This window comes from Pseudacidovorax intermedius, from assembly GCF_003350475.1.
Classification (GTDB): Bacteria; Pseudomonadota; Gammaproteobacteria; order Burkholderiales; family Burkholderiaceae_C; genus Xenophilus; species Xenophilus intermedius.
On record NZ_QQAV01000001.1, the window covers coordinates 1,088,613 to 1,114,946 of the forward strand.

Sequence of the window (26,334 nt, forward strand, 5' to 3'; positions counted from 1 at the left end):
TGTCTCCTGTCGGGTTTGCGCCGGGTTGGGGCAGTCAGTGCGCGCCGGCCGCCATCATGCCGCGGGGCCGATGGCCAGCGCGATCTCGCCCACGCCCTGCACGTGGCCGGTGAGGCGGTCGCCGGTCTTCACCGGGCCCACGCCCTCGGGCGTGCCGGTGTAGATCAGGTCGCCGGGCTGCAGGTGGTAGTACTTCGACAGGTCCTCGATCAGCTCGGGGATGTTCCAGATCAGCTTGTCGAGGTCGGACTTCTGCTTCGTCTCGCCATTGACCTGCAGCGCGATCTCGCCCTGCGACAGCACGGTACCGGCCATGGGCACGACCTCGGAGCAGACGGAGGACTGCTCCACGTCCTTGCCCAGGTCCCAGGGCCGGCCCTTGTCGCGGGCCACCAGCTGCAGGTCGCGCCGGGTCATGTCCAGGCCGCAGGCATAGCCGTAGACCAGGCGGCCGGCTTCTTCGCGCGCCACGCGGAAGCCCGCGGCGCCGATGACGACCACCAGCTCCATCTCGAAGTGGAAGTTCTGCGTGCCGGGCGGGTAGGCGACGGTGGTGCCGGATTCGACCAGCGTCGAGGGCGCCTTGGTGAAGTAGAAGGGCTGCTCCACCGACTTGTCGACGGGGCGGCCCATCTCGACCGCATGGGCGTGGTAGTTGCGGCCGACGAAGAAGAGGCGGTTCACCGGCAGGCGGCGGCTGTCGCCGCGCACGGGCAGGGAGGCGACGGGGGGTGGGGTCCAGAGGTAGTCGGTCATGGGGTGACGGGGGAGAGGATGAACAGGTTGGGGTGGCGCTTCGACAGGCTCAGCGAGAACGGTTGGGGGTGGCTCAGCGCCAACGGTTGGGCGTGGCTCAGCGCCAACGGTTGAGGGTGATTGAGCGCCAACGGGCAGGGTGATGTTTCGATGAACGTGATGCGAACGAGGCGGGCGGCAGGGCGTCAGCCGGTGGCCAGGCAGTTGCCTTCGGTCCACCCGTACAGCCACTCCATCGCGTCATAGAAGCGTTCCGGCGTGCGGCCCTTCCACAGGTCGTTGCGCACCAGCCGCTCCACGCCCTTGGCGTGGAAGATGCGCCCCATCTCGCGCGCCGACAGCACCACGCGGGCCGTGCGCGCCACGCGCGATCGTTGGTAGAGCGCAAAGGCCTTGTCCCACTGGTTGTCGTTCACGCGCAGGGCCTCGCCCAGCGTCACGGCGTCTTCCATGGCCATGCAGGCGCCCTGCGCCAGGTACTGCAGCGTGGGATGGGCGGCATCGCCCAGCAGGGCGGCCCGGCCGAAGACCCACTGCCCGATAGGCTCGCGGTCCGCGGTGGCCCAGCGCTTCCAGTCCTTGGGCAGGTCGATCAGCTGGCGGGCGCGGGCGCAGATGCCCTCGAAGTAGCTCTGCACCTCTTCGCGGCTGCCCTCGCGCACGCTCCACTCCTCCTGCTCGCGGCTGTGGAAGGTGACGACCACGTTGTACTGCTCGCCGCCGCGCAGCGGGTAGTGCACCAGGTGGCAGTTGGGGCCGACCCAGATGCTGGCGGCGTTCCATTGCAGGTCGGGCGGAAAGTCGGCGCGGTCCACCACGGCGCGGTACACCACATGGCCCGAGACGCGCGCGTCGTCGCCCACGTACTGGCGCCGCACGGCCGACTTCACGCCGTCGGCGCCGATCAGCGCGCAGCCGCGGAAAGTGCGGCCGTCGCTGCTGACCACCGTCACGCCCTCGTCGTCCTGCGCAATGCGCTGCACCTGCGTGGCGGTGGCGATCTCCACCCGGCCGGTGGCGCGCGCGCCTTCGAGCAGCGAGCCGTGCACGTCGGCGCGGTGGATAACGGCATAGGGGTTGCCGAAGCGCCGGCGGAAGGCCTCACCGGTGGGGATGCGACCCACCAGCGTCTCGTCCAGCGCGTCGTGCATCACCATCTCGTCGGTGTAGACGGCGCGGGCTCGGGCGATCCTGCCGATGCCCAGTGCGTCGAAGGCCGCGAAGGCATTGGGCCCGAGCTGGATGCCCGCGCCGATCTCGCCCAGCTGCGCGGCCTGCTCCAGCACCATCACGTCGAAGCCGCGGCGAACCAGGGCCAGCGCCGCGGCGATGCCGCCGATGCCGCCGCCGGCCACCAGCACCGGCAGGGCGGAAGAAGAAGTGGAAGCGCGTGGGGATGCTGCGAGGGATGCCATGCCTGTCTCCGGCTGTTCTGCATTGATGCCTGTCAATGCCGCGGATTGTTCGCAGGCCCCACTATTGCCTCAAGCACTGTGGCCGATACTTGGCATCGCGTTTTTCGATAGTGGGGTGCGCGCATGTCCAAACTGGATCTGGAATGGCTCAGGGTGTTCGACGAGGTCTGGCAGACCGCCAGCGTCTCCAAGGCGGCCGAGCGCCTGGGCATCGCGCAGGCGGCGGCCAGCACGGCGCTCAACAAGCTGCGCGCGCATTTCGACGACCGCCTGTTCGAGCGCACGGCGCTGGGCATGCAGCCCACGCCGCATGCGCAGAAGATCCAGCCCGCCCTGCGCGAGGCGCTGGCGCAGATCGAGCGGGCCCGCGCCAGCCGCGAGGCCTTCGACCCGGCCACGGCGAAGCGGCGCTTCCGCATCTGCCTCACGGACATCAGCGAGGTGGTGCTGCTGCCGCGCCTGCTGGACCACCTGGGCCGCGAGGCCCCGGGCGTGCAGGTGGAGACCGAGATCGTCTCGGCCGCCAGCGCGCGCCGGCTGGAGGATGGCGAGGTCGACCTGGCCGTGGGCTTCATGCCGCAGCTGGAGGCCGGCTTCTACGGCCAGACGCTGTTCCGCCAGAACTTTGTCTGCCTGGTGGCCAAGGACCATCCACGCATCGGCAGCAAGCTGACGCGCAAGGCCTTCGCGGACGCGTCGCATGCGGTCATCGCCTCGTCGGGCACCGGCCATGCCATCGTCGACAAGACCATCGCCCGCGCCGGCATCGAGCGCAAGGTGGCGGTGCGGCTGTCCAGCTTTCTGGGTGTGGCGCGCATCGTGGCGCAGACCGAGCTGGTGGTGATCGTGCCGCGCGTGCTGGGCCAGATCCTCGCCACGCAGGAGCCGGTGCGCATCATCGAGCCGCCCTTCGCGCTGCCGGCCTATGCGGTCAAGCAGCACTGGCATGCGCGCTTCCATGCCGACGACGGCAACGCCTGGCTGCGGCGGACGATGGCGCAGCTGTTCGGCGGTGGCGCGGCGCCCGGATAATCCGCCGCTTCCACCCCACTGTCACTTGCGAGACTCGCCGCCATGTCCTCCATCGTCCTGCGCTTCCTGGCCGAACCCAGCACCGTCAACTTCGGCGGCAAGGTCCACGGCGGCACCGTCATGAAGTGGATCGACGAGGCGGGCTATGCCTGCGCCACCGGCTGGTCGCACAACTACTGCGTCACGGTGTTCATCGGCAGCATCCGCTTCCACCGGCCGATCATGATCGGCGACCTGGTCGAGGTGGAGGCCCGCATGGCCTACACCGGCACCACCAGCATGAACATCTCGGTCGAGGTGCGCAGCGGCGACTTGAAGGGCGGCCAGATGGTCCGCACCACCGAATGCCTGATCGTCTTCGTGGCGGTCGACTCGCACGGCCGGCCGCTCCCTGTGGACGCCTATAAACCCCAGACCCCCGGCGAGATCGCCCTGGCCGAGCGCGCCCGCGCCCACCTGGACGCCGCCCGCAAGGTGGCCGATGCGCCGCCGCCCAGCCTGAGCGGCGCGGCGGACTGAGCGGCCTCCGAGGCCGTGGCGCTTCGACAAGCTCAGCGCGAACGGTGGACAACCCGGCTCGGCGCGAAGAGTGAAGAACCCGCTCACGTCCGCCCGTTAGGGCTGAGCCGATCCCACCCGTTCGGGCTGCGCCTGTCGAAGCCGGGACGCTCCACGCTGAGTCACTAGGGTTTTCCCGAAACCTTGCGTCCGGTTCGCCGGACGCACCTGCCGCACGCAGTCTGGGCGCGGCTTGGCCACGCGCCGCAAGGCTCCAAAAAGCCATTTAAAAACAACAGCTTGCATCGCCTCCGCCGCCCGTCCGGGCTGGCACCCTCCTTGCGCTAAGCAGCGGCCGCCATCGATGGCGCCCCTTTCCGCCACGGAGACACCCCAGGAGCCCGCATGCAAGACCCGACCCCCACCCGCCGCCAGCCGCTTTACCGGTCCCTCTATTTCCAGGTCATCGTCGCCATCGTCATCGGCGTGCTCCTGGGCCACTTCTATCCCGCCCTCGGCACCGACATGAAGCCGCTGGGCGACGGCTTCATCAAGCTCATCAAGATGATCATCGCGCCGATCATCTTCTGCACCGTGGTGGTCGGCATCGCGGGCATGGAAGACATGAAGAAGGTCGGCAAGACCGGCGGCTACGCCCTGCTGTACTTCGAGATCATGAGCACCGTGGCGCTGATCATCGGCCTGATCATCGTCAATGTGGTCAAGCCCGGCGCGGGCATGAACGTCGACCCGGCCTCGCTCGACACCAAGGCCATCGCCGCCTACACCGCCCCGGGCAAGATGCAGAGCACGACCGAGTTCCTGCTGGCCATCATCCCCAACACGGTGGTGGACGCCTTCGCCAAGGGCGAGATGCTGCAGGTGCTGCTGGTGGCCGTGCTCTTCGGCTTTGCGCTGCACCGCTTCGGTGGCCGCGGCACGCTGGTGTTCGACATGATCGAGAAGTCCTCGCACGTGCTCTTCGTGATCGTGGGCTACATCATGAAGGTGGCGCCCATCGGTGCCTTCGGCGCCATGGCCTTCACCATCGGCAAGTACGGCGTGGGCTCGCTCAAGCAGCTGGCCTTCCTGATGGGCACCTTCTACGCGACCTGCTTCGTCTTCGTGTTCCTGGTGCTGGGCATCGTGGCGCGCATGCACGGCTTCAGCATCTGGAAGCTGGTCAAGTACATCAAGGAAGAACTGCTGATCGTGCTGGGCACCAGCAGCTCCGAAGCCGCGCTGCCGCGCATCATGGCCAAGCTGGAGAACCTGGGCGTGCGCAAGTCCACCGTCGGCCTGGTGGTGCCCACGGGCTATTCCTTCAACCTGGACGGCACCTCGATCTACCTGACCATGGCCGCGGTCTTCATCGCCCAGGCCACCAACACCCAGCTGGACATCACGCACCAGATCACGCTGCTGCTGGTGTTGCTGCTCACCTCCAAGGGCGCCGCCGGCGTCACGGGCAGCGGCTTCATCGTGCTGGCGGCCACGCTGTCGGCCGTGGGCCATGTGCCGGTGGCCGGCCTGGCGCTGATCCTGGGCATCGACCGCTTCATGAGCGAGGCCCGCGCGCTGACCAACCTGGTGGGCAACACCGTCGCCTCGGTGGTGGTCGGCAAGTGGACCGGCGACCTGGACGAGAGCCGCATGCACGAGGTGCTGAACAACGAGAGCACGCTCGAAGCCGACGCGCCCGAGCAGGTGCTGGACGCCACCACCGCGCGCTTTCCCACGAAGGCGGCCTGAGAAGCCACGGCGGCGCCGGCCGCCGCCCGCCACGGCCATACTCGCGCCGTGGCATCCAACTCCCCAGGGGCGCGTCGCGCCCCTTTTCCGTTCCTGCCGACTGGCGCCGGGCGCACCCGCCTGGGTCCCGCGCTGGCCGTGCTCGCCCTGGTGGCGCTGGCGGCCTGGGGCGCGTACGCCCTGGCGCTGCGCATCGGGCTGGACCGCCTGGGCGAGGCGGCCGACCACCGGCTGGACATGGAGGTCGGCCGCATCGAGGCCGAGCTGGCCCGCTTCGACTACCTGCCCGCGCTGCTGGAGACCTCGCCCCAGGTGCAGCAGCTGCTGGCCAGCCCCTTCGACCCGGCGCTGCGCGCGCAGGCCAGCCACTACCTGCATGCGCTCAACGCCATCGCCGGGGCCGAGACGCTCTACGTGCTCGAACCCGGCGGCGTGGCCGCCGCGGCCAGCGACGATGGCCAGCTCGGCACACCCGCCGGCCAGAACCTGTCGTACCGGCCCTATCTGCGCGAGGCCCTGGCCGGTGGGCGGGGGCGCTTCTACGGCATCGGCGTCACCAGCCGCGTGCCGGGCTACTACCTGGCCTATGCGCTGCCGCGCGGCGGCGGCCCGGTGCGCGGCGTGGCCACCGTCAAGATCGACCTGCGCCCCGCGGCGCTGGCCTGGCGCCAGCTGCCCGGCGAGATGCTGTTGCTCGACGAGCACCAGGTCGCCATCCTGGCCTCGCGCGAGGACTGGAAGTACCGCCCCATCGCGCCGCTGCCCGAGGCCGAGCGGGCCGAGGCCACCACCTCGCGGCGCTACGGCGACGCCCGGCTCACGCCACTGGCGTGGCGCATGGCCGGCGACGGCCCGCTGGAGCCCGGCCCGGTGCGCGAGGTGCGTCTGGACGGCCGGACCTATGCGGCCACCGTGCACCGGCTGGACGCCGGCCGCTGGCGCCTGGTGCTGCTGAGCGACGAGGGCCCCGTGCGGGCCGTGGCCGCCGCCGCGGCCGCCGGTGCCGCGCTGGCGGCCGCCGCGCTGCTGCTGGGTCTGCTCGTGCTGCGCCAGCGCCGCCGGCTGGTGCGCCAGCAGCTGGCCAGCCGGGCCGCGCTGCAGGCCGCCAACGATTCGCTGGAGCGCCGCGTGCAGGAGCGCACCGCCGAGCTGCGCGCCGCGCAAGCCGAGTTGGTCCACGCGGGTCAGCTGGCCGTGCTCGGTCAGATGTCCGCCGGCATGGTGCACGAGCTCAACCAGCCGCTGGCGGCACTGCACACGCTGTCGGACAACGCAGTGCTGCTGCTGGAGCGCGGTCGCAGCGAGGATGCGCGCGCCAATCTCTCACGCATCGCTCAGCTGGTGCACCGGCTGGGCCGGCTCACCGCGCAGCTCAAGGTCTTTGCGCACAAGCGCACCGAGCCGCCCGTCCCGGTGCTGCTGGAGCGGGCGTTGCGCGAGGCCGCCCTGCTGCATGCGCCCCGCCTGCGCGAGCTGGGCGTGGACCTGCGCACCGACGGCCTGCCCGCCACCCTGGCGGTGATGGCCGAGGAGACGCGCCTGGTCCAGGTGCTGGCCAACCTCGTCGGCAACGCGGCCGATGCATTGGCCGAAGTGCCGGCCGGGACGCGGTGGATCGCCGTGACAGCGCAGTGCGGCGAGCCCGTGCGCATGGATGCGGCGGCTGAAGGTGCGCGCCCGTCTACGGCCAGCGTCGGGCTGCGGCAGGAGTCCGATCGCGACAGCGCCACTGTGCTCTGCCGCATCGTCGTCGCCAACAGCGGCCCGCCCATCGCGCCCGAGGCGCAGGCGCGGCTGTTCGAGCCCTTCTTCACCACCAAGCCTGCCGGCCGCGGCCTGGGCCTGGGGCTGATGATGTCGGCCCATATCATCCAGGCCTTCGGCGGCAGCCTGCGCCTGGCCCGGCCCGACGAGATGCCCGATGGGGCTGGCGCTGCCTTCGTCATCGAGCTGCCCGCCGACGTGGCCACCGACGCACCCGCCCCCGCCCCCCGCGAACAACCATGAACGCCCCCACCCATCCCATCCGCGTGCTGCTGGTCGAGGACGACGAGGACGTGCGCCTGGGCGCCGCCCAGGCGCTGGACCTGGCCGGCTTCGAGGTCCAGGCCTTCGGCGCCGTCGAGCCCGCCCGCGCCGCCGTCACCGAGGGCGTGCCCGCCGTGGTGGTGTGCGACGTTCAGCTGCCCGGCCAGAGCGGCCTGGGCTGGCAGGCCGAGCTGCGCCGCGCCGATCCGCAACTGCCCGTGATCCTGGTCACCGGCCATGGCGACATCGCCATGGCGGTGCAGGCCATGCGCGACGGCGCCTACGACTTCATCGAGAAGCCCTATGCCTCCGACCGGCTGGTGGCCGTGGTGCGCCGCGCCGCCGAGCAGCGCCGGCTGGCGCTGGAGGTCGAATCGCTGCGCCGCGCGCTGGACGACTGGAGCGGCATCAAGGCCACGCTCATCGGCCGCTCCGCCGCCATGGAGCGCGTGCGCCAGGCCGTGCGCACGCTGGCGGCCACGCCGGCCGACGTGGTCATCTACGGCGAGACCGGCACCGGCAAGGACCTGGTCGCCCGCTGCCTGCACGAGCGCAGCAGCCGGCGCGGCGGCCACTTCGTGCCGGTCAACTGCGGCGGCCTGCCCGAGAACCTGGTCGATAGCGAACTCTTCGGCCACGAGGCCGGTGCCTTCACCGGTGCCGTCAAGCGCCGCATTGGCAAGTTCGAGCATGCGCACGGCGGCACGCTGTTCCTCGACGAGATCGAGAGCATGCCGATGGCCGTGCAGGTCAAGCTGCTGCGCGCGCTGCAGGAGCGCACCATCGAGCGCGTGGGCTCCAACCAGCAGGTGCCGGTGGACTGCCGCGTGATCGCCGCCAGCAAGGTCGACCTGCGCGAGGCCAGCGAGCAGGGACGCTTCCGCGCCGACCTGTATTACCGACTGGGCGTGGCCTTCATCGAGCTGCCACCGCTGCGCGAGCGGCGCGAGGACATCCCCCTGCTCTTCGAGCACTTCACGCTGCAGGCCGCCAAGCGCTACGGCCAGCCGGCGCCGGTGCCCGACACCCAGGCCCTGTCCGCGCTGCTGGGCCATGCCTGGCCGGGCAATGTGCGCGAGCTGCGCAATGTGGCCGACCGCTATGTGCTCGGGCTGCTGGGCGACAGTTTTTCCGACGCGCTGGGCGGTGGCCAGCGCGGCGTCTCGCTGCCGGAGCACATGGAGCAGATCGAACGGACCCTGCTCAGTGAGGCCCTGCGCCGCCTGCAGGGCGACGTGCCCCAGGCCGCCAAGGAACTGGGCATCGCCAAGGCCACGCTGTACGACAAGGTGAAGCGGCTGGGGATCGATGCGGCGGGGTATCGGCGGGAGGAGTAGCGGCTGGGGTCACCGGAAAAAGAACCGGAATCACCATGTGGCTATCTGATTCATAAATTGCTGTCATTCAATGACATATTCATAGAATAAGCGGAAACTGAACCGGAATTCGTGGTGTCTACTCGCATCGCTGTCTTCGACCAGCCGCATCAGTTCGAGCCGCTGGTTCCCGCCCAAAGGCTGGACCTGCTTCGGGAGCGGACACGGGAGGTGTTCGAAAAGTCGGCCGCCCTCAAAGCTGCGGCCAGCGAGCCGGTGCGGGCTGGTCTGCGCGAGATCGTGCGATCCATGAACTCGTACTACTCCAACCGAATCGAGGGGCAGAGCACACATCCCGCCCACATCGAACGGGCGCTTCGGCAGGACTTTTCAGCGACACCCGATGTGGCGCGGCGGCAGCGGCTGGCGCTGGCGCACATCGAGGCCGAGCGGGCGCTCGAGCCGCTGGTGAGCACGGAGGCAGAGGCGCTGTCCAGCGGCTTTGTGCAGCTGGCCCATCGCCAGCTCTACGAGCGCCTTCCGGCGGAGGACCGGCGTACCGACGATGGCCGCGAGATCCTGCCCGGCGAACTTCGCCGGCACGACGTGGCGGTTGGCCGCCACCAGCCGCCGACCTGGTCTTCCGTTGCGCGATTTCTCGAGCGGATGGACGAGGTGTATGGCCGCCTGAAAGGCGTCGATGCGCTGCTCTACACCGTGGCCGCCGCCCATCACCGGATGATGTGGACCCACCCCTTCGAGGATGGCAACGGTCGCGCGGTGCGCCTGCAGACGCACTGCGCCCTGTTTCTTCTGAGCGGAGGACTCTGGTCGGTCAATCGGGGGTTGGCGCGGGACCGGGACCGCTACTACCTGATGCTCGACGGCGCTGACGCCTCGCGTCAGGGCGACCTGGATGGTCGCGGCAATCTCAGCGAGAAGGCACTCTGGGACTGGTGCAGTTACTTCCTGGATGTCTGCGCGGACCAGATCGGCTTCATGGCGCACATGCTGGACCTGAGTCGCCTGCGCGAACGTCTGCAAGCCTGGGTGCTGGTGCGACGAGCGGGCGGTGATTCGACGGAATACCGCGAAGAAGCGGTATTGCCGCTCCAGATGCTCGCCGCCGCTGGGACCCTGTCGCGCGGCGAGTTCAGCCGTATGACGGGATTGGAAGAGCGCACAGCCCGCAAGGTGATTTCGCGCTTCCTCAAGGATGGGCTGTTGCAGAGCGACAGCCATCGTGGCGCGCTGCGGCTTGCCTTCCCGCTGCACGCGCTGAACATCCTCTTTCCAAGCCTCTATCCGGAGGCTGCGGCGGCCGTCACTGAATAGGAGTCTGGCGAATGGCAGGAGCAGACAGCACGGCGCTGGCGCTGGCGCTGGCGCTGCCGCTGCATGCTCCTTGCCGGCACCTTAAGCCGCCGCCGGCCACTGCGCGATCAGTTTGTCCAACGTGACCGGATAGTCCCGCACCCGCACGCCCGTGGCGTTGTAGACGGCATTGGCCACGGCCGCCGCCGCGCCGCACAGGCCCAGCTCGGCGATGCCCTTGGCGGCCAGGGGCGAGGCCATGCCGTCGGGCTCGTCCAGGAACACCACCTCCTGCTCGGGAATGTCGGCATGCACCGGCACCTCGTAGCCCGCCAGATCGTGGTTGATGAAGAGGCCCAGGCGGGTGTCCACCGCCAGCTCTTCCATCAGCGCGGCGCCGACGCCCATGGTCATGGCGCCGATCACCTGGCTGCGGGCGGTCACCGGATTCAGGATGCGGCCGGCGGCACACACGGCCAGCATGCGGCGCACGCGGATCTCGGCCGTGTCCACATGCACCGCCACTTCCACGAAGTGGGCGCCGAAGGTCGAGTGCTGCCATTGCTTGGACAGCGACTCGTCGTACTCGATGCCGTCCTCGGCCGTCAGGGGCTCGCCGTCCTTCACCGCCTCGGCCAGGGCCCTGCTCCGGCCACCGCTTCGGACCTCACCGTCCGCGAACTCGGCGCCCTCGGCCTCCAGTCCCAGCTTGCGGGCGATGGCGTCGCGCAGCTTAACGCAGGCGGCATAGACGCCGCCCGTGGCATTGGCCGCGCCGAACTGGCCGCCCGAGCCGGCCGACACCGGCCAGTCCGAATCGCCCAGCTTCACCGCGACGCGCTCCAGCGACACGCCCAACAGGTCGGCCGCGGTCTGCGCCAGGATGGTGTAGCTGCCGGTGCCGATGTCGGTCATGTCGGTCTCGACCGTGACGCTGCCATCGGGTGCGAGACGCACGCGCGCGGCCGACTTCATCAGGATGTGGTTGCGGAAGGCCGCTGCCATGCCGACGCCGATGGCCCAGCGGCCCTCGCGCTTGACGCCGGGCTTCGCGGGACGCTGGTCCCAGCCGAAGCGCTGGGCGCCTTCGCGCAGGCAGTTCGCCAGACGACGCTGGGTGAAGCGGCGCTCGGGATGCTCCGGGTCTACCTCTGTGTCGTTGCGCAGGCGCAGCTCGACCGGGTCGATGCCCAGGCGCTCGGCCAGCTCGTCCATGGCGACTTCCAGCGCCGCCATGCCGGGCGCCTCGCCGGGCGCGCGCATGGAGTTGCCTTCCGGCAGGTCCATCTCGGCCAGGTACATGGCGGTGCGCCGATTGGCGCCGGCATAGATCAGCCGGGTCTGGTTGACGGCCGTCTCCGGCTGGCCTTCGGGTTGGTCGCCGGACCAGCTCTCGTGCGCGATGGCGCTGATGCGCCCGTCCTTCTCCGCGCCCAGGCGAATGCGCTGGATCGTGGCAGGGCGGTGCGTGGTGTTGTTGGCGATCAGCGGACGATGCAGTCCGACGCGCACAGGGCGGCCCACCGCGCGCGACGCCAGGGCCGCCAACAGCGCGTCCGCACGCAGGAACAGCTTGCCGCCGAAGCCGCCACCGATGAAGGGCGAGCGCACGTGCACCTTCTCCTTGGGCATCTTCAGCGTGGCCGCGAGGTCGGTGCGGCACCAGTCGACCATCTGGGTCGAGGTCCACACGGTGAGGCGATCGCCCTCCCACGACGCGAGAGTGGCATGTGGCTCCATCATGGCGTGCGACTCGTCGGGCGTGGTGTAGGTGGCGTCGAGCTGCACGGGCGCGGCAGCGAAGGCCGCGTCGAAATCGCCGACCTCGGTCTTGGCGTCATCGCCGGCGATCTCGGCGTGCTCACGTTCGGCGTCCAGGTCGAAGCGGCCGGACAGGCTCTCGTAGCGCACGCGGATCAGCGCGGTGGCCGCGCGGGCCTGTTCCAGCGTCTCGGCGACCACCACGGCGATGGCCTGGTGGTAGTGGTCGATGGCGGGGCCGCCGAGCAGTCGGGCCGTGTTGCGTTGGGACTTGTCGAGCGAGCCCGCGTCCGCGGCCGTGACGATGGCCAGCACGCCCGGCGCGGCGCGGGCGGCTTCCAGGTCCATGCTGGCGATGCGGCCCTTGCCGATGCCGGCCCCGAGCACCCAGCCGTACGCGGCGTCGCGCACATGGGCATCGAACTCGGGATGCCATTCGCCGGCGTAAGGTGCGGTGCCTGTGGTCTTGCGCGGGCCGTCGACGCGGTGCGTGGCCTGGCCGACGTGGCGCAGGTCCTCGCTGGGCACGGCAGTGGTGGAGGGATCGAATTTCACGGCTGCATCTCCTTCGCGTCGGCCAGCGCGGCCGCCAGGGTGCGCTGCGCCAGCGGCAGCTTGAAGGCGTTGTCGGGGCGCGGATGGGCGTCGGCGAACAGACGCTCGGTCACGGCGTGCGGACCGTTCGGCAGTTCGGCCTCGGCGGCTTCCATGCGCCACGGCTTGGGCGCGACGCCGCCGAAGGCGACGCGGCCCGTGCCGTCCGGCTGCACGATGGCCGCCACCGACACCAGCGCAAAGGCGTAGGAGGCGCGGTCGCGTACCTTGCGGTAGATGTGCGTGCCGCCCACCGGGGCCGGCAGTGTCACCGACGTGATCAGTTCGGCCGGCGCCAGCACCGTGTCGCGCTCCGGCGTGTTGCCCGGCAGCCGATGGAAGTCGGCAATGGGAATGGTGCGGCGCTGGCCGCCCGGCTGCACCGTCTCGACCTGAGCATCGAGCACGCGCAGGGCGACCGACATGTCGCCGGGATGGGTGGCAATGCAGTGCTCGCTGCCGCCCACCACCGCCAGCTGGCGGCTGTAGCCCTGCAGCGCGCCGCAGCCGCTGCCGGGCTCTCGCTTGTTGCAGGGCAGCGCGGTGTCGTAGAAGTAGGGGCAACGCGTGCGCTGCAGCAGGTTGCCCGCGGTGGTGGCCTTGTTGCGCAATTGGCCCGAGGCCCCGGCGAGCAGCGCGCGCGACAGCACGCCGTAGTCGCGCCGCACGCGGGCGTCGGCCGCCAGGTCGGTGTTGCGCACCAGCGCGCCGATGCGCAGGCCGCCGCCCTCGATGGGCTCGATGCGATCCAGCCCCAGGCCGTTGATGTCGATGAGGTGGGTCGGCGTCTCCACCTGCAGCTTCATCAGGTCCAGCAGGTTGGTGCCGCCGGCGATGAAGCGGGCGTCCGGCGTGCGGGCGAGGGCCGCGACCGCCGCTTCGGGCGTGGCCGCGCGTTCGTAGCTGAAGGCTTTCATCGGGTGGCCTCCGCGGCTTCGGCGATGGCTTGCTGGATGTTGCTGTAGGCCCCGCAGCGGCAGATGTTGCCGCTCATGCGCTCGCGCATCTCGTCAGGCGACAGCAGGGGTTGGGCCTGCAGGTCGGCACTGGCGTGGCTGGGCGCGCCGTCGCGCAGTTCGCGCAGGGCGCCCACGGCCGAGCAGATCTGTCCCGGCGTGCAGTAGCCGCACTGGAAGCCGTCATGGCGCACGAAGGCCTCCTGCATGGGATGCATGGCCTCGGGCGTGCCCAGGCCCTCGATGGTGGTGACCTCGCTGCCTTCGTGCATCACCGCCAGGCTCAGGCAGGTGTTGATGCGCCGGCCGTCGACCAGCGCCGTGCAGGCGCCGCACTGGCCGTGGTCGCAGCCCTTCTTGGTGCCGCACAGATGCAGGTGCTCGCGCAGGGCGTCGAGCAGGCTGGTGCGGTTGTCGAGCGTGAGGCTGCGCGCCTCGCCGTTGACGGTCAGGCGGACGGTGGTCTGCAGGGCCGCGGCGGGCGTGTTGCCGCCGGGCGCGGCTTCCGGTGCGCGGTCGCGCAGCGGTGGGGATTTGGACGTGGGGGCCATGGGAACTCCGTGGGATGGGCCGCCTGGAACAGGGAGGGCGGGGATGGCGATGCCTGGCAAGGCGGGCGGCGGCAGCAGCCCACTGTGGGACGCTGCCGCTGTCTCCCGACTCGGTGCAGGGACCAGCCGGTCGCCGGCTGAAAGCGCGCCGCCATGTGGGACGCGCCGGACAGCGCGCCGACTCCCGCCTTCCGCGGGCCGACCGGGTGCCTGGGCCGTGGCTCCCGCGAGGCTGCATTTCGGCTGCATGCCGCCAACGGGGTCAGCCTCGATCCCGTTTCACAGACCACAACGTGTTTCGCTCTGCGAATCGCCATTGTGATTAGTGCAACGCGCACCTAGAGTCCGCCGCATCGCAGCGCCAAGACGCCGCGCCTGGAGACGACCGGATGAACCTGCCCCTGCACTCGACTGCCGCGCAGCCGCCCTTCGACGGCGCGGCCACGGGCATGGGCGCGCAGCGGGATCAGGCCGGTCGCTCTTCCACCGTGCCCTTCAGCGCCGGCACGCAGCCGCCCGCGGTGGCGCTGCCGGCCGGCGCCTGCGACTGCCACCTGCATGTCTACGACGGCGCCTTTCCTGCGGTGCCCGGCGCCCGCCTGCTGCCGCCCGACGCTTCCGTCGACGACTACCGGCTTCTGCAGCGCCGCACCGGCCTGCAGCGCGCCGTGGTGGTCACGCCCTCCACCTACGGCACCGACAACCGACCGATGCTCGCGGCCCTGCATGCCCTGGGCGCCGCCGCCCGCGGCGTGGCGGTGATCGACGGCAGCGAGTCCGACGCGCAGCTTGCGCATCTGCATGCGCAGGGCGTGCGCGGCGTGCGGCTCAACCTCTCGCTGGGCGTGGGCACGCATGCGGACATGCTGGGCCCCATCGCACAGCGCATCGCGCCGCTGGGCTGGCACCTGCAGCTGCTGATGCCGGCCGACCTGCTGCAGGCCCAGGCCGCCGTGTTGGCCGCACTGCCCGTGCCGCTGGTTTTCGACCACTTCGCGCGGCTGTCGCCCGCCGATGCCGGCCGCCATCCCGCGCATGCCATGGTGCTGCAGCTGCTGCGCACCGGCCGGGCCTGGATCAAGTTGTCCGGCGGCTACCTGGTGAGCCCCACGCGCAGCACCGAGGACCCGGCGCTGGACGACCTTGCCCGCAGCTTCCTCGACGCCGCGCCCGAGCGCGTCGTCTGGGGCAGCGACTGGCCCCACGCCACCGCCTCGGCCGGCCTGCAGCCCCTGCCCGACGACGCCCGCCAGCTCGACCGGCTGGCGCAGTGGACCGGCGGGGGCGAGCGCCTCGCGCAGGTGCTGGTGCGCAACCCGGCCGCGCTTTACGGCTTCGGCCCCTTTCCCGACCTCCCACAACAGACAGAGACATAGAGCCATGACTTTCGCCACCACTCCCTTTTCCCTCATCCGTCGGGGCCTGATCGCCGGCGCTGGCGCCTGCGCCATGCTGGCCGCAGGCGGTGCGCTGGCCCAGGGCGACTGGCCCACCGGCCGCGTCATCACCTGGGTGGTGCCCTATCCGCCCGGCGGCAGCACCGATGTGCTGGGCCGCGCCGTGGCGCAGAAGCTGAACGGCTCGCTGGGCACCAACGTCATCGTGGACAACCGCGCCGGCGCCACCGGCACCATCGGCGCGGCCTACGTCGCCAAGTCGGCGCCCGACGGCTACACGCTGCTGGGCACCTCCATCGGCCCCCAGGCCATCGCGCCGCACCTGATGGGCAAGCTGCCCTACGACCCCATCGGCAGCTTCGCGCCGGTGATCACCATCGGCACCATCCCGCACATCCTGGTGGTGGGCGCCAACCAGCCCTACCGCAGCGTGGCCGACCTGCTGGCCGCCGCCAAGGCGCAGCCGGGCAAGCTGGCCTTCGCCTCGGGCGGCACCGGCACCATCCTGCAGATGCAGGGCGAGCTGCTGGCGCAGCAGACCGGCAGCCGCTTCATCCACGTGCCCTACAAGGGCGACACCCCTGCGCTGCAGGACACGCTGGGCGAGCAGGTGAACTTCATGTTCGCCCCGGCTGCGGCGGCGCTGCCGCATGTGCAGTCGGGCCGGCTGCGCGCCCTGGCCGTCACCTCGGCCGCACGCCTCAAGGCCCTGCCCGACGTGCCCACGATGGGCGAGGCCGGCCTCAAGGACTTCGTCGTCGAGCAGTGGCAGGCCGTCTTCGCGCCGGCCGGCACGCCCGCCCCTGTGGTGGACCGCCTCAACCGCGACATCAATGCCGCCCTCAAGACCCCCGACCTGATCGCCCTGGCCGACAAGCTGGGCATCACGCTGGTGGGCGGCACGCCCGCGCAGCTGGGCGCGCTGCAGAAGTCCGACTCCGCCAAGTGGGCCGAGGTCATCCGCAAGGGTGGCATCAAGGCGGACTGAGCTCTCTTTTTCTCCTTCCTTCTTCCTCTTCTTCCGAACCGAGCCAACGCCATGAGCCAACTCCCCGAAATCGTCCGCGACATCGAGCGCGTCTCCCATGAAGTGGTCGCCAAGGCCGCCACCTTCCAGGCCGCCATCCTGGCCGACGTGGCCGGCCGCCGCGGCACCATGAATGCCCGCGTCGCGCCCGTGCACCACAGCATGGCCGTGGCCGGCCCGGCCTTCACCGTCGAAGTGCGCCCCGGCGACAACCTGATGATCCATGCCGCCATCGCGCTGGCCCAGCCGGGCGACGTGCTGGTGATCGACGGCAAAGGCGACCAGACGGCCGCCCTCATGGGCACGCTGATGCTCAGCGCCTGCAAGAAGCGCGGCCTGGCCGGCGTGATCGTCGACGGCGCCATCCGCGACAAGATGGAGCTGCTGGAGCTGGACTTCCCGGTCTTCAGCGCCGGCTTCAACCCGGCCGGCCCCACCAAGTTCGTGCCCGGCCGCATCAACCATCCGATCTCGGCCGGTGGCGCCAGCGTCAACCCCGGTGACCTGGTGGTGGGCGATGCCGACGGCGTGGTGGTGATCGAGCGCGAGAAGGCGCCCGCCATGATGGACCTGGCCGACAAGAAGGTCGCCGACGAAGCCGCGCGCCTGGAGTCCATCGCGCGGGGCGATACCGCCGCCAAGTGGCTGCCCGCTGCCCTGCGCGCGGCCGGCGTCCTGAAGGAAGGGGAGTCGCTGTGAGCACGGTCCTCGTCACCGCCGCCGACCTGGCGCCGCAGGCGCTGGACCTGCTGAAGAACCTCGAGGTGGTCTACGCCGGCAAGACGCCGACCGAAGAGGACCTGGTGGCCCTGTGCAAGCGTCATGATCCGGTGGCCATCATCGTGCGCTACGGCAAGGTGACCGCTGAGATGATGGACGCGGCGCCGTCGCTCAAGGTCATCTCCAAGCACGGCAGCGGCACCGACACCATCGACAAGGTGGCGGCCAAGGCGCGCGGCATCGAGGTGGTGGCCGCCGTGGGCGCCAACGCCGCCGCCGTGGCCGAGCAGGCCCTGGCCCTGATGCTGGCCTGCGCCAAGTCGGTGGTGTCGCTGGATGCGCGCATGCACGCCGGCCACTGGGACAAGGCCACGCACAAGAGCCTGGAGCTGGGCGGCCGCACCGTCGGCCTGGTGGGCCTGGGCGCCATCGGCCAGCGCTTCGCGCGCATGGCAGATGGCATCGGCATGCGGGTGATCGGCTTCGACCCCTTCGCCAAGAACCTGCCCGACTACATCCAGACGGCGGACCTCGCCACCATCTGGCGCGAGGCCGACGTCATCTCGCTGCACTGCCCCCTGACCGACGAGAACCGCGGCATGCTCAACGCCGACACGCTGGCGCAGTGCAAGCGCGGCGTGATCGTCGTCAACACGGCACGCGGCGGACTGATCGACGAGGCGGCGCTGCTGGCCGCCGTGCGTTCGGGCCAGGTGGCGAGTGCAGGCCTGGACAGCTTCGCGGTCGAGCCGATGACGGCCGGCCACCCCTTCCAGGGACAGGAGCGCATCGTGCTGAGCCCGCACATCGGCGGCGTGACCAGCGACGCCTACGTCAACATGGGCGTGGCCGCGGCGAAGAACCTGCTGGCCGTGCTCGCGCGCGGCTGAGCTGCAGGCCCGCAAGGGCTGAGTGACCGGCAGCCCCTCTCCCCGCGGGAGAGGGCGCCGGACAGCCAGTGGGCCGGACGGCCGGAACTCCGCATCGACGGAGCGTTTGCAACAAGGAGACAACGACCATGACCCATCGCCTGCCGCGCGGCCTTCTCGCTGCCGCGGTCGCCACCGCCCTCTGGGGCTGCGCCAGCACGCCGCCCGCCGCGCAGCGACCTTCCGAGGCCAGCATCGCCGCCCACGTCGAGGCCGCCACGCGCGCGGCCGGCAGCGACCTGGGCGAGGTGCTCACACTGTGCAAGCCGGTGCCCACCGCCCGGCCGGTGCAGAACGAGGATTCCGACCGCGGCCTGCGTGCCCTCATCAACCGGCCGCCGCCGCCCCCGGGCCGGGCCTTCGACAACCTGTACTTCGTGGGCGGCGACTGGGCCAGCGCCTGGGCCGTGGACACGCCCGAGGGCATCATCCTGATCGACGCCCTCAACAACCAGGCCGAGGCCGCGGCGCTGATCGAGGGCGGCATGCGCAAGCTGGGGCTGGACCCGGCGCGCATCCGCTACATCGTGGTCACCCATGGTCATGGCGACCACTACGGCGGCGCGCCCTACCTGGCGCAGAAGTACGGTGCCCGCGTGGTCATGAGCGACACCGACTGGACCATGATGGAGACCCGGCTCGAATTCGCCACGCCCATCTGGGGTGCGCCGCCCAAGCGCGACATCAGCGTCAAGGACGGCGACAAGCTGACGCTCGGCGGCACCAGCCTCACGCTGTACGTGACGCCGGGCCACACCTGGGGCACGCTGTCGCCGGTGTTCGACGTGACCTGGCAGGGCCAGAAGCATCGCGTACTGCTGTGGGGCGGCACCGGCTTCAACTTCGGCGCCGACATTCCGCGCATGGAAGCGTATGGCAACTCCACGCAGCGCATGGTCAAGGTCGTGCGCACCGAAGGCATCGACGTGATGCTGTCCAACCATTCGCGGGTGGACGGCTCGCAGGGCAAGATGGCCAGGCTGCGCCAGGCCGCTGGCACCGGCCCCAACCCCTTCGTGGTGGGCGAGCCCACGGTCGAGCGCACGCTGACCGTGATGAACGAATGCTCGCTGGCCCAGCGGGACCGATTCGCCCTGCTGCCCTGACGCCATGAACACGACTTCGCTCAAGGCCTCCGGCCTGCTCGCCGCCGCCGTGTTCGGCCTTGCGGCCGGCGCACCCGATGCACGGGCCCAGCCGCCCGCCTACCCGACCAAGCCGGTGCGCCTGGTCGTCGGCTTCTCGGCCGGCGGCCCCACCGACGTGGTGGCCCGCGCCTTCGCGGACTACGCCGCTCGCACGCTGGGCCAGCCCTTCCTGGTGGACAACAAGCCGGGCGCCAACACCATCCTCGCGGCCGAAGCCGTGGCCGGCGCCCCGGCCGATGGCTACACGCTGCTGCTGGGCGCCACCAACCACACCATGATCCCGGCGCTCTACAGCAGCCGCGTCAAGTTCGACGCCGTGCGCTCCTTCGCGCCGGTGTGCAGCCTGGCGGTGAGCCCCACGGTACTGGTGGTGGGCCCGTCGATGAAGGTGCCCGATCTGGCCACCTTCCTGCAGCAGGTGAAGGCCGCGCCGGGCCAGCGCACCTATGCCACCCCGGGCGCCGGCAGCTCGGGCCACTTTGCCAGCGAGCAGTTCACTCGGCTGACCGGCACGCGCATGAACCACATCCCCTACAAGGGCGCGGCGCAGGCCGTCACCGACCTCGTGGGCGGCCAGGTGGACAGCTCCTTCGCCACCCTCGGCTCGGTGCTGCCGCAGGTGCAGGCCGGCAAGCTCACGGCGCTGGCCGTGGCCGCGCCGCAGCGTTCGCCGCTGTTGCCGCAGGTGCCCACCTTCGACGAAGCGGGCGTCAAGGGCTATCGGGCCGACGCCTGGTACGGCCTGCTGGCGCCGGCCGGCACGTCGCCCGCCGTGCTGGCGCTGCTGCAGAAGACCGCGCAGGACTTCGTGCGCCAGAGCGCCACGCAGGAGAAGCTGCGCGGTCTGGGCATGGAAAGCCAGCATGTGTGCGGCGCCGATTTCGGCGAACAGCTGGCGCGCGAGGTCAAGGCCTACGGCCAGCTCGCGCGTGAACTGGACCTCAAGCCCGAGTGAGCCTGCGGGGCCCGGCGTCGGCGCGACCGAGGCGCCGGTGTCGAGGGCACCCACCGGGTGGCCGTGCAGGCCGCCCTCGCTTCGATGAAGGCGGCCGTCCGTGCTGCCCCCTTTTTTTCCTTCCAACCAATGACTCCGGAGATATGCGTGTGGCCTCTTCCAAGTTCTCGTTGATCCGTCGCCTGCTCGTCGCCAGCCTGGCGACGGCGGCCTTCGCCGCGCACGCGGCCTACCCCGAGCGCCCGATCACCATCGTCGTGCCCTACGCCCCCGGCGGCGCGGCCGATGCCATGGCGCGTGTGATCGCGGCCAAGCTGGGCCCGAAGCTGGGCACCAGCGTGATCGTGGACAACCGCGCCGGCGCCAGCGGCACCATCGGCGCCGCCTATGCAGCCAAGGCCGCGCCCGATGGCTACACCGTGCTCTACGACGCCACGCCCTACGCCATCAACCCGCACCTGTTCCCGCGCCTGCCCTATGCGGCCGATGCGCTGCAGCCGCTGTCGCTGGTGCTGACCATGCCCAACATGCTCATCACCAAGGCCGATTCGCCGTACAAGACGGTGGCGGACCTGGTGGCCGCGGCCAAGGCCCAGCCCCACAAGATCAACTTCGCCTCGGGCGGCGCCGGCACGGTGCAGCGCCTGGCGGCCGAGCTGTTCCGCCAGAAGCTGGGGCTGGACATGGTGCACGTGCCCTACAAGAGCGGCGGCCCGGCCATCACCGACACGATGGCGGGCCAGGTGGACTTCATGTTCGCCACCGTGGCGGCCAGCTATCCGCTGGTGTCGTCCGGCAAGTTGCGCGCCCTGGCCGCCACCTCGCCCCAGCGCTCGCCGCGCCTGCCCGAGGTGCCCACCGTGGCCGAGACCGTGGTGCCCGGCTACGAGGCCTATGAATGGAACGGCATGCTGCTACCCGCCAAGACGCCCAAGGACATCGCCGACAAGCTGCAGAAGGCCCTGGCCGAGGTGCTGAAGGACGAGGAGGTGCTGCAGCGCATGAAGGACCTGGGCGCGCAGCCCATCGGCTCCACGCCTGCTGCCTTCGCCGACTTCCTGAAGAAGGAAGACGCCAAGTGGGGCGAGGTGGTGCGCAAGGGCGACATCAAGCTGGATTGATGAGCAAGCACCCCCCATGCCGCTTCGCGGCTCCCCCCTCTGGCGCCTTCGGCTTGGAGGGGGGCGCACCCGGTGGCCTGGCAAAGCCAGTTCCACGGGTGCCCTGGCGTGGCCTGCTCCGCGGCCATTCGATCATGGGCGGCACGCCGGCTGACGGCGATGCGAGTGGCGCCATGGAGCACTGAAATGGTCGCCCCGCTGCCGCTCCTGCATTCGGTGCCTCATTCGGCCGGCCTCGGGCGGCCGGGCTTCGCATTGCCTGCGGGGGCCTGCGACAGCCACATGCACATCTTCGACCCGCGCTTCGCGCCGTCGACGCACTGGAAGCGCCAGCCGCCCGATGCGCCGGTGGCGGCCTACCGGCAGTTGCAGGCGCGCATCGGCACGCAGCGCGCCGTGGTCGTCACGCCCTCCACCTACGGCACCGACAACACCTGCACGCTCGACGCGCTGGCGCAGATGGGCGAGGCCGCGCGCGGCGTGGCGGTGGTCGAGGCGGGCGTGGGGGCCGCGGAGCTGCAGCGCCTGCACGGCCTGGGCGTGCGCGGCCTGCGCGTCAACTTCGTGACGCCGCAGTCCTGGGGCACGACCACGCCCGACATGCTCGCCACGCTGGCGGCCAAGGTCGCGCCGCTGGGCTGGCACATCCAGGTCTTCGTGCATCCGGAGCAGCTGCTGGCCATGGCCGCGCTGCTGCGCAGTTTGCCCGTGCCGCTGGTGGTGGACCACATGGCGCGGCTCGACCCCGCCCAGGGCGCGAGCGGCGAAGCCTTCGACCTGCTGTGCCGCCTGCTCGATGCGGGCAACACCTGGGTCAAGCTCTCCGGCGCCTACATGCGCTCCTCGGTGGGCGGCCCGACCTATGCCGACACCCTGGCCGCCGGCCAGGCGCTGGTGCGCCGCGGGCCCGAGCGCCTGGTCTGGGGCAGCGACTGGCCCCACACCACCGAGACGCCGGGCAGCGTGGACGATGCCGCCCTGGTCGACCTGCTCGGCCGCTGGTGCGAGGGCGATGCGGCGCGCATCGCGCGCATCGTGGTCCACAACCCGGCGAAGCTCTACGACTTCGGCCCCGTGCCGTCCGCCTGAAAGAACGCGAACCATGTTCCTTCTCCAACCGCCCCAGGTGCGCGAACTGACCCTGTTCAGCGCCATGCCCGACGAGTTCCGCCGCCCGCGCCGCAGCGACTGGGCCGATGCCAACCGCGGCGGCACGCCCACTGACTCCTTCCTGGAAGGTCCCGTGCTGGGCGACGACGGCCATCTCTACGTCACCGACATTCCCTGGGGCCGCGTGTTCCGCATCGACCCGCAGGGCCGCTGGTCGCTGGTGACCGAGTACGACGGCGAGCCCAACGGCATGAAGTTCGTCGATGCCGGCACGCTCCTCATCACCGACTACAAGAACGGGCTGATGCAGCTGGAGGTGGCCAGCGGCCGCGTCACGCCCTTCCTGGCGCGGCGCAACAGCGAGCGCTTCAAGGGCGTGAACGACCTCGTCTTCGACCGCGCCGGCAACCTCTACTTCACCGACCAGGGCCAGACCGGTCTGCACGACCCAACGGGTCGGCTCTACCGCCTGTCGCCGGACGGCCGGCTGGACCAGCTGCTGGGCAACATCCCCAGCCCCAACGGCGTGGCGCTGTCGCCGGACGAGAAGGTGCTGTACCTGGCCGTGACCCGCGGCAACTGCGTCTGGCGCGTGCCGCTGCTGCCGGACGGCAGCGTCTCGAAGGTGAGCCAGTTCTTCACCTCCTACGGCTCCAGCGGCCCCGACGGCCTGGCCGTGGACGCACAGGGCCGGGTGCTGGTGGCCAACCCGGGCCTGGGCTACCTGTGGGTGCTCAACACGCGCGCCGAGCCGGTGCAGGTGCTGCGCGGCCCGGCGGGCGCGTCCATCACCAACCTGGCCTTCGGCGGTCCTCAGCGGCGCACGCTCTTCGTCACCGATTCCACCCATGGTCGCGTGATGACCGCCGAGATGGACGTGCCGGGCCTGCCGCTGCACCGCCGCGGCTGAACGCTTGCCCGGCCTGGTGCCGGGCGGTGCAGTGCAGTGGAGTGCAGTTGGGGCCGGTGTCGGAGCCATTGCACTTCCAACGACCCTCAATCCTCCAGGAGACAACTTCATGCGCATTCCACGACCATTCCTCGCCGCAGCCCTCTGGGTGGGCATCTCCGCCGGAGCCCCCGGTGCCATGGCCCAGGAGGCCTATCCCAGCAAGCCCATCCGCGTCATCGTGCCCTTCGCGGCCGGCGGCCCGGCGGACGTGGTGGCGCGGGAGATGGCGCAGTCGCTGGGCAAGGAGCTGGGCCAGACGCTGGTGGTGGAAAACCAGGGTGGCGGCGCGGGCGTGCCCGCGCTGGGCACGGTGTCGCGCGCGCCGGCCGATGGCTACACGCTGCTCTTCGCCGCTTCCGGCAACGTGGTGATCCAGCCCCTGCTGACGAAGAACCGCGTGGACGTGCTCCAGCAGCTGTCGCCCGTGGCCATGGTGACCACCAGTCCCCATGTGCTGGTCGTGTCGAGCAAGCTGCCGGTGCACACGGTCAAGGAGTTTGTCGCCTATGCCAAGGCCCATCCCGGCCAGGTCAACTTCGCGTCGGCCGGCGTCGGTGGCCTGGCGCACCTGGGCACCGAGCTGTTCGAGCGCGCCGCGGGCATCGATGCGCGGCATGTCCCCTACAAGGGAAGCTCGCAGGCCATGACCGACCTGGCCGGCGGCGAGGTCCAGGCCATGTTCAGCAGCCTGCCGTCGATGAAGGGCCTGATCGACAAGGGCGCGATTCGCGTGATCGGCGTCACGGCCCCTTCTGCCTCGCCCGCCTACAAGGGCATTCCGGTCATCAAGGATGCCGGTGTCCCCAACTTCGAATACACGACCTGGTACGGCCTCTACGGCCCCGCGGGGCTGCCCGCGGCGGTGGTGGTTCGCCTGAGTGCCGCACTCTCCAGCCTTGCCGCCGACAAGGCCTTCGACGAGCGGCTGCTGGCCCAGGGCGTCGACCTGTCGATCAGCTCGGCCAGGGAACTGGGCGAGCGCACGCGCCGCGAAACCGCCACCTGGGACAAGGTGATCCGCGAAGCGGGCATCCAGCTGAACTGAGCAGGGCTGCGCGGCCCCTCAGGGATGCCAGCGCGACACGACAGGCGGCGTGGCTGGCGAGCGCCCGCCCGCGAGCGCATACGACAGCTGGTTGGCCGCCGCCACCACGCTGAGCGCGTACTTCTCCAGCCGATCCTTCGTGAGCCGCGAGCTGGGGCCCGAGATGCACATCGAGCCCAGCAGGTGCCAGCCGGTGCGGAACACCGGCGCGGCCACGCTCGACACATCGGGCTCGCGTTCGCCCAGCGACAGATGGAAGCCGCAGGTGCGGATCGTCTCGTAGGGCTCGCCCTGTGCGCCGCTGAAGGCCAGGATCACCCGCCCCGGCGCGCCCAGGTCCAGCGGCAGCCGCGCGCCGATGCGCACGTGGTGCCGCACCGACTGCGGCCCCTCCACTCGCGCCACGCAGGCCCTGATGTCGCCCTCGCGCACGTAGAAGGACGCGCTTTCGCCCGTGAGCTTGACCAGCTCGTGCAGCGCCGGCTCGACCACGTTGTTGACGTCGAAGCCGGCCTGGTAGCGCGCGCCCAGCCAGCCGGCCGCCGGCCCCAGCCGCCATTGCCCGGCGTCGGTCTGCACCATGTAGTGGGACTGCGCCAGCGTGCGGGCCAGCCGCAGCACGGTGGTCTTGTGCATGCCGCTGCGGCGGCTCAGCTCGGCCAGGGTGAGGGCCGATTCGCCCACCTCGAAGGCCTCCATCAGCGACAGGGCGCGCGTGACGGCGATCACGCCCCCATCGCCACGGGCTTCGGTCGCTTCTGTTGGGGTGGATTCGTTGCGCATGTCGGACCTCGGTTCGCTGAACGAAACGACATTGTATGGATTGAAACCCACACCTAGAGTGCGGTCCGGACGCAATCCTTGCGTTCAATACACAGTCGGAGACAGACCCGTGAAGACATCCCGCCGCGCCGCGCTGGCGTTCGCCGCCGCATCCCTCCTCGCCGCCACCGTGGCCCAGGCCGATACCTGGCCGTCGCGCCCCATCCGTCTGATCGTGCCCTTTCCGGCCGGCGGCGGCACCGACATCATTGCCCGCGAGCTGACCAACAAGCTCACCAGCTACGGCTACAACTTCGTGGTGGACAACAAGCCGGGCTCCGGCGGCAACCTGGGCGTGGACGCCGCCGCCAAGGCCGCACCCGATGGCTACACGCTGGTGCTGGGCCAGACCAGCAACCTGGCGATCAACCCGACGCTCTACAGCAAGCTGCCCTACGACCCGGTGAAGGACCTGACGCCGATCAGCCTGGTGGCGACCTCGCCGCTGGTGATCGTGGCCGGCAACGCAACGCCCTACAAGACGCTGGACGAGCTGGTGAAGGCCGCGAAGGCCAAGCCGGACAGCATCAACTTCGCCTCGTCGGGCAATGGCACCGTGGCTCACCTGGCGATGGAGTCCCTGCAGAAGGCGGCGGACATCAAGCTCACGCACATCCCCTACAAAGGGGCGGCCCAGGGCGTCACCGACGTCATCGGCGGGCAGGTGCAGCTGTACGTGTCGTCGGTGCCCACGCTGCTGGCCCACATCAAGTCCGGCAAGATGCGTCCGCTGGCGCTGACCTCGCTGCAGCGCGCGGCGGACCTGCCGCAGGTGCCCACCGTGGCCGAGTCCGGCTACAAGGGCTTCGAGGCCATCACCTGGTTCGGCATTGCGGGCCCGGCCGGCCTGCCCAAGGACATCGTGGCCAAGCTCAACACCGACATCAACAAGGCGCTGCAGGACACCGCACTCAAGCAGAAGCTGTCGGGCCAGGGCGCCGACGTGCAGGGCAGCAGCGCCGCCGACTTCGGCAAGCTGATCCGCGACGACATCCCGCGCTGGGGCAAGCTGGTGAAGGATTCGGGCGCGAAGGTGGATTGAGGTCCGGTCCGCGCGCGGACGGCGACAGCAAAGAAGAAGGCCCTGCCGCGGCAATGCGGGCAGGGCCTTCTCTTTGGGTGAGCGGCACGCAGG

At 70.6% G+C, this 26,334-nt stretch carries 23 protein-coding genes; 17 read left to right on the top strand and 6 right to left on the bottom strand.

Annotation, left to right across the window (positions count from 1 at the left end; translation table 11 throughout):
* Nucleotides 1-54: 54 nt before the first annotated feature.
* Together DFR41_RS04770 and DFR41_RS04775 are read right to left on the bottom strand one after the other, a co-directional pair.
* Nucleotides 55-756, bottom strand: coding sequence for a fumarylacetoacetate hydrolase family protein (locus tag DFR41_RS04770; protein ID WP_114801869.1), 702 nt, complete (start codon nucleotides 754-756; stop codon nucleotides 55-57).
* Nucleotides 757-941: 185 nt separating this feature from the next.
* The gene (locus tag DFR41_RS04775) at nucleotides 942-2,171 is read right to left on the bottom strand and encodes a 3-hydroxybenzoate 6-monooxygenase (RefSeq protein WP_114801870.1); all 1,230 of its coding nucleotides are present in this window, start codon (nucleotides 2,169-2,171) and stop codon (nucleotides 942-944) included.
* A gap of 123 nt (nucleotides 2,172-2,294) precedes the next feature.
* Here DFR41_RS04775 and DFR41_RS04780 point away from each other — a divergent pair, with 123 nt between their 5' ends.
* The 6 genes from DFR41_RS04780 (at nucleotide 2,295) to DFR41_RS04805 (ending at nucleotide 10,132) form a co-directional block, all read left to right on the top strand.
* The gene (locus DFR41_RS04780; protein ID WP_114801871.1) at nucleotides 2,295-3,203 is read left to right on the top strand and encodes a LysR family transcriptional regulator; all 909 of its coding nucleotides are present in this window, start codon (nucleotides 2,295-2,297) and stop codon (nucleotides 3,201-3,203) included.
* Between the two features lie 42 nt (nucleotides 3,204-3,245).
* Nucleotides 3,246-3,722 carry an acyl-CoA thioesterase gene (locus tag DFR41_RS04785; protein WP_017760526.1) on the top strand — a complete coding sequence of 159 codons (477 nt, stop codon included), beginning with the start codon at nucleotides 3,246-3,248 and terminating at the stop codon, nucleotides 3,720-3,722.
* A gap of 384 nt (nucleotides 3,723-4,106) precedes the next feature.
* Nucleotides 4,107-5,453, top strand: coding sequence for a dicarboxylate/amino acid:cation symporter (locus DFR41_RS04790; RefSeq protein WP_114801872.1), 1,347 nt, complete (start codon nucleotides 4,107-4,109; stop codon nucleotides 5,451-5,453).
* A 48-nt stretch (nucleotides 5,454-5,501) separates the two neighbouring features.
* Nucleotides 5,502-7,460: an ATP-binding protein gene (locus DFR41_RS04795; protein ID WP_147284318.1), complete on the top strand. Its 1,959-nt coding sequence runs from the start codon at nucleotides 5,502-5,504 to the stop codon at nucleotides 7,458-7,460.
* Entirely contained in the window at nucleotides 7,457-8,818 is a 1,362-nt protein-coding gene (locus tag DFR41_RS04800) for a sigma-54-dependent transcriptional regulator (protein ID WP_114801874.1), read from the top strand. Before DFR41_RS04795 ends, DFR41_RS04800 begins: the two co-directional genes overlap by 4 nt.
* A gap of 114 nt (nucleotides 8,819-8,932) precedes the next feature.
* On the top strand, nucleotides 8,933-10,132 hold the full coding sequence (locus tag DFR41_RS04805; protein ID WP_244917647.1) for a Fic family protein: 1,200 nt from the start codon (nucleotides 8,933-8,935) through the stop codon (nucleotides 10,130-10,132).
* Nucleotides 10,133-10,213: 81 nt separating this feature from the next.
* On the opposite strand, the gene paoC is transcribed toward DFR41_RS04805, so the two are convergent.
* From paoC to DFR41_RS04820, 3 genes are read right to left on the bottom strand one after another with little or no spacing between them, the layout of a single operon-like run.
* On the bottom strand, nucleotides 10,214-12,427 hold the full coding sequence (gene paoC, locus DFR41_RS04810; RefSeq protein WP_114801876.1) for an aldehyde oxidoreductase molybdenum-binding subunit PaoC: 2,214 nt from the start codon (nucleotides 12,425-12,427) through the stop codon (nucleotides 10,214-10,216).
* A complete protein-coding gene (locus DFR41_RS04815; RefSeq protein ID WP_017758724.1) occupies nucleotides 12,424-13,383 on the bottom strand; it encodes an FAD binding domain-containing protein in 960 nt (319 codons plus the stop codon). The genes paoC and DFR41_RS04815 overlap by 4 nt, the downstream gene beginning before the upstream one ends.
* The gene (locus tag DFR41_RS04820; RefSeq protein WP_017758725.1) at nucleotides 13,380-13,973 is read right to left on the bottom strand and encodes a 2Fe-2S iron-sulfur cluster-binding protein; all 594 of its coding nucleotides are present in this window, start codon (nucleotides 13,971-13,973) and stop codon (nucleotides 13,380-13,382) included. Before DFR41_RS04820 ends, DFR41_RS04815 begins: the two co-directional genes overlap by 4 nt.
* A 449-nt stretch (nucleotides 13,974-14,422) precedes the next feature.
* Here DFR41_RS04820 and DFR41_RS04825 point away from each other — a divergent pair, with 449 nt between their 5' ends.
* The 10 genes from DFR41_RS04825 to DFR41_RS04870 all read left to right on the top strand — a co-directional run bounded on the left by DFR41_RS04825 (nucleotide 14,423) and on the right by DFR41_RS04870 (nucleotide 24,377).
* Nucleotides 14,423-15,349, top strand: a complete 927-nt coding sequence (locus DFR41_RS04825) for an amidohydrolase family protein (protein ID WP_114802194.1) — start codon at nucleotides 14,423-14,425, stop codon at nucleotides 15,347-15,349.
* Nucleotides 15,350-15,353: 4 nt separating this feature from the next.
* A complete protein-coding gene (locus tag DFR41_RS04830) occupies nucleotides 15,354-16,358 on the top strand; it encodes a Bug family tripartite tricarboxylate transporter substrate binding protein (protein WP_017760093.1) in 1,005 nt (334 codons plus the stop codon).
* A 51-nt stretch (nucleotides 16,359-16,409) separates the two neighbouring features.
* Nucleotides 16,410-17,096, top strand: coding sequence for an RraA family protein (locus DFR41_RS04835; RefSeq protein WP_017760092.1), 687 nt, complete (start codon nucleotides 16,410-16,412; stop codon nucleotides 17,094-17,096).
* Complete coding sequence (locus DFR41_RS04840; protein WP_114801877.1) at nucleotides 17,093-18,007, top strand: hydroxyacid dehydrogenase; 915 nt, start codon at nucleotides 17,093-17,095, stop codon at nucleotides 18,005-18,007. Before DFR41_RS04835 ends, DFR41_RS04840 begins: the two co-directional genes overlap by 4 nt.
* Nucleotides 18,008-18,135: 128 nt before the next feature.
* Nucleotides 18,136-19,152 (top strand): MBL fold metallo-hydrolase, encoded by a 1,017-nt coding sequence (locus DFR41_RS04845; RefSeq protein ID WP_114801878.1) that lies wholly within the window; start codon nucleotides 18,136-18,138, stop codon nucleotides 19,150-19,152.
* Nucleotides 19,153-19,156: 4 nt separating this feature from the next.
* Nucleotides 19,157-20,149, top strand: a complete 993-nt coding sequence (locus DFR41_RS04850) for a Bug family tripartite tricarboxylate transporter substrate binding protein (protein ID WP_114801879.1) — start codon at nucleotides 19,157-19,159, stop codon at nucleotides 20,147-20,149.
* 149 nt (nucleotides 20,150-20,298) lie between these two features.
* On the top strand, nucleotides 20,299-21,270 hold the full coding sequence (locus DFR41_RS04855; RefSeq protein ID WP_425326679.1) for a tripartite tricarboxylate transporter substrate binding protein: 972 nt from the start codon (nucleotides 20,299-20,301) through the stop codon (nucleotides 21,268-21,270).
* Between the two features lie 186 nt (nucleotides 21,271-21,456).
* Nucleotides 21,457-22,359, top strand: coding sequence for an amidohydrolase family protein (locus DFR41_RS04860; RefSeq protein WP_114801881.1), 903 nt, complete (start codon nucleotides 21,457-21,459; stop codon nucleotides 22,357-22,359).
* Nucleotides 22,360-22,372: 13 nt separating this feature from the next.
* Nucleotides 22,373-23,290 carry an SMP-30/gluconolactonase/LRE family protein gene (locus DFR41_RS04865; protein ID WP_114801882.1) on the top strand — a complete coding sequence of 306 codons (918 nt, stop codon included), beginning with the start codon at nucleotides 22,373-22,375 and terminating at the stop codon, nucleotides 23,288-23,290.
* A 109-nt stretch (nucleotides 23,291-23,399) separates the two neighbouring features.
* Complete coding sequence (locus DFR41_RS04870) at nucleotides 23,400-24,377, top strand: Bug family tripartite tricarboxylate transporter substrate binding protein (RefSeq protein ID WP_114801883.1); 978 nt, start codon at nucleotides 23,400-23,402, stop codon at nucleotides 24,375-24,377.
* Between the two features lie 18 nt (nucleotides 24,378-24,395).
* On the opposite strand, the gene DFR41_RS04875 is transcribed toward DFR41_RS04870, so the two are convergent.
* The gene (locus DFR41_RS04875) at nucleotides 24,396-25,160 is read right to left on the bottom strand and encodes an IclR family transcriptional regulator (protein WP_114801884.1); all 765 of its coding nucleotides are present in this window, start codon (nucleotides 25,158-25,160) and stop codon (nucleotides 24,396-24,398) included.
* 109 nt (nucleotides 25,161-25,269) lie between these two features.
* On the opposite strand from DFR41_RS04875, the gene DFR41_RS04880 reads away from it, so the two are divergent.
* Entirely contained in the window at nucleotides 25,270-26,241 is a 972-nt protein-coding gene (locus tag DFR41_RS04880; protein WP_244917648.1) for a Bug family tripartite tricarboxylate transporter substrate binding protein, read from the top strand.
* Nucleotides 26,242-26,334: the final 93 nt, after the last annotated feature.

Bases quoted from the DNA above. Each gene is read 5' to 3' on its own strand.
- DFR41_RS04770 (WP_114801869.1), bottom strand. From the start codon at position 756: ATGACCGACTACCTCTGGACCCCACCCCCCGTCGCCTCCCTGCCCGTG.
- DFR41_RS04800 (WP_114801874.1), top strand. From the start codon at position 7,457: ATGAACGCCCCCACCCATCCCATCCGCGTGCTGCTGGTCGAGGACGAC.
- DFR41_RS04815 (WP_017758724.1), bottom strand. From the start codon at position 13,383: ATGAAAGCCTTCAGCTACGAACGCGCGGCCACGCCCGAAGCGGCGGTC.
- DFR41_RS04865 (WP_114801882.1), top strand. From the start codon at position 22,373: ATGTTCCTTCTCCAACCGCCCCAGGTGCGCGAACTGACCCTGTTCAGC.
- DFR41_RS04870 (WP_114801883.1), top strand. From the start codon at position 23,400: ATGCGCATTCCACGACCATTCCTCGCCGCAGCCCTCTGGGTGGGCATC.
- DFR41_RS04790 (WP_114801872.1), top strand. From the start codon at position 4,107: ATGCAAGACCCGACCCCCACCCGCCGCCAGCCGCTTTACCGGTCCCTC.
- DFR41_RS04780 (WP_114801871.1), top strand. From the start codon at position 2,295: ATGTCCAAACTGGATCTGGAATGGCTCAGGGTGTTCGACGAGGTCTGG.
- DFR41_RS04775 (WP_114801870.1), bottom strand. From the start codon at position 2,171: ATGGCATCCCTCGCAGCATCCCCACGCGCTTCCACTTCTTCTTCCGCC.
- DFR41_RS04845 (WP_114801878.1), top strand. From the start codon at position 18,136: ATGACCCATCGCCTGCCGCGCGGCCTTCTCGCTGCCGCGGTCGCCACC.
- DFR41_RS04860 (WP_114801881.1), top strand. From the start codon at position 21,457: ATGGTCGCCCCGCTGCCGCTCCTGCATTCGGTGCCTCATTCGGCCGGC.
- DFR41_RS04820 (WP_017758725.1), bottom strand. From the start codon at position 13,973: ATGGCCCCCACGTCCAAATCCCCACCGCTGCGCGACCGCGCACCGGAA.
- DFR41_RS04835 (WP_017760092.1), top strand. From the start codon at position 16,410: ATGAGCCAACTCCCCGAAATCGTCCGCGACATCGAGCGCGTCTCCCAT.
- DFR41_RS04785 (WP_017760526.1), top strand. From the start codon at position 3,246: ATGTCCTCCATCGTCCTGCGCTTCCTGGCCGAACCCAGCACCGTCAAC.
- DFR41_RS04850 (WP_114801879.1), top strand. From the start codon at position 19,157: ATGAACACGACTTCGCTCAAGGCCTCCGGCCTGCTCGCCGCCGCCGTG.
- DFR41_RS04830 (WP_017760093.1), top strand. From the start codon at position 15,354: ATGACTTTCGCCACCACTCCCTTTTCCCTCATCCGTCGGGGCCTGATC.
- DFR41_RS04875 (WP_114801884.1), bottom strand. From the start codon at position 25,160: ATGCGCAACGAATCCACCCCAACAGAAGCGACCGAAGCCCGTGGCGAT.
- DFR41_RS04825 (WP_114802194.1), top strand. From the start codon at position 14,423: ATGGGCGCGCAGCGGGATCAGGCCGGTCGCTCTTCCACCGTGCCCTTC.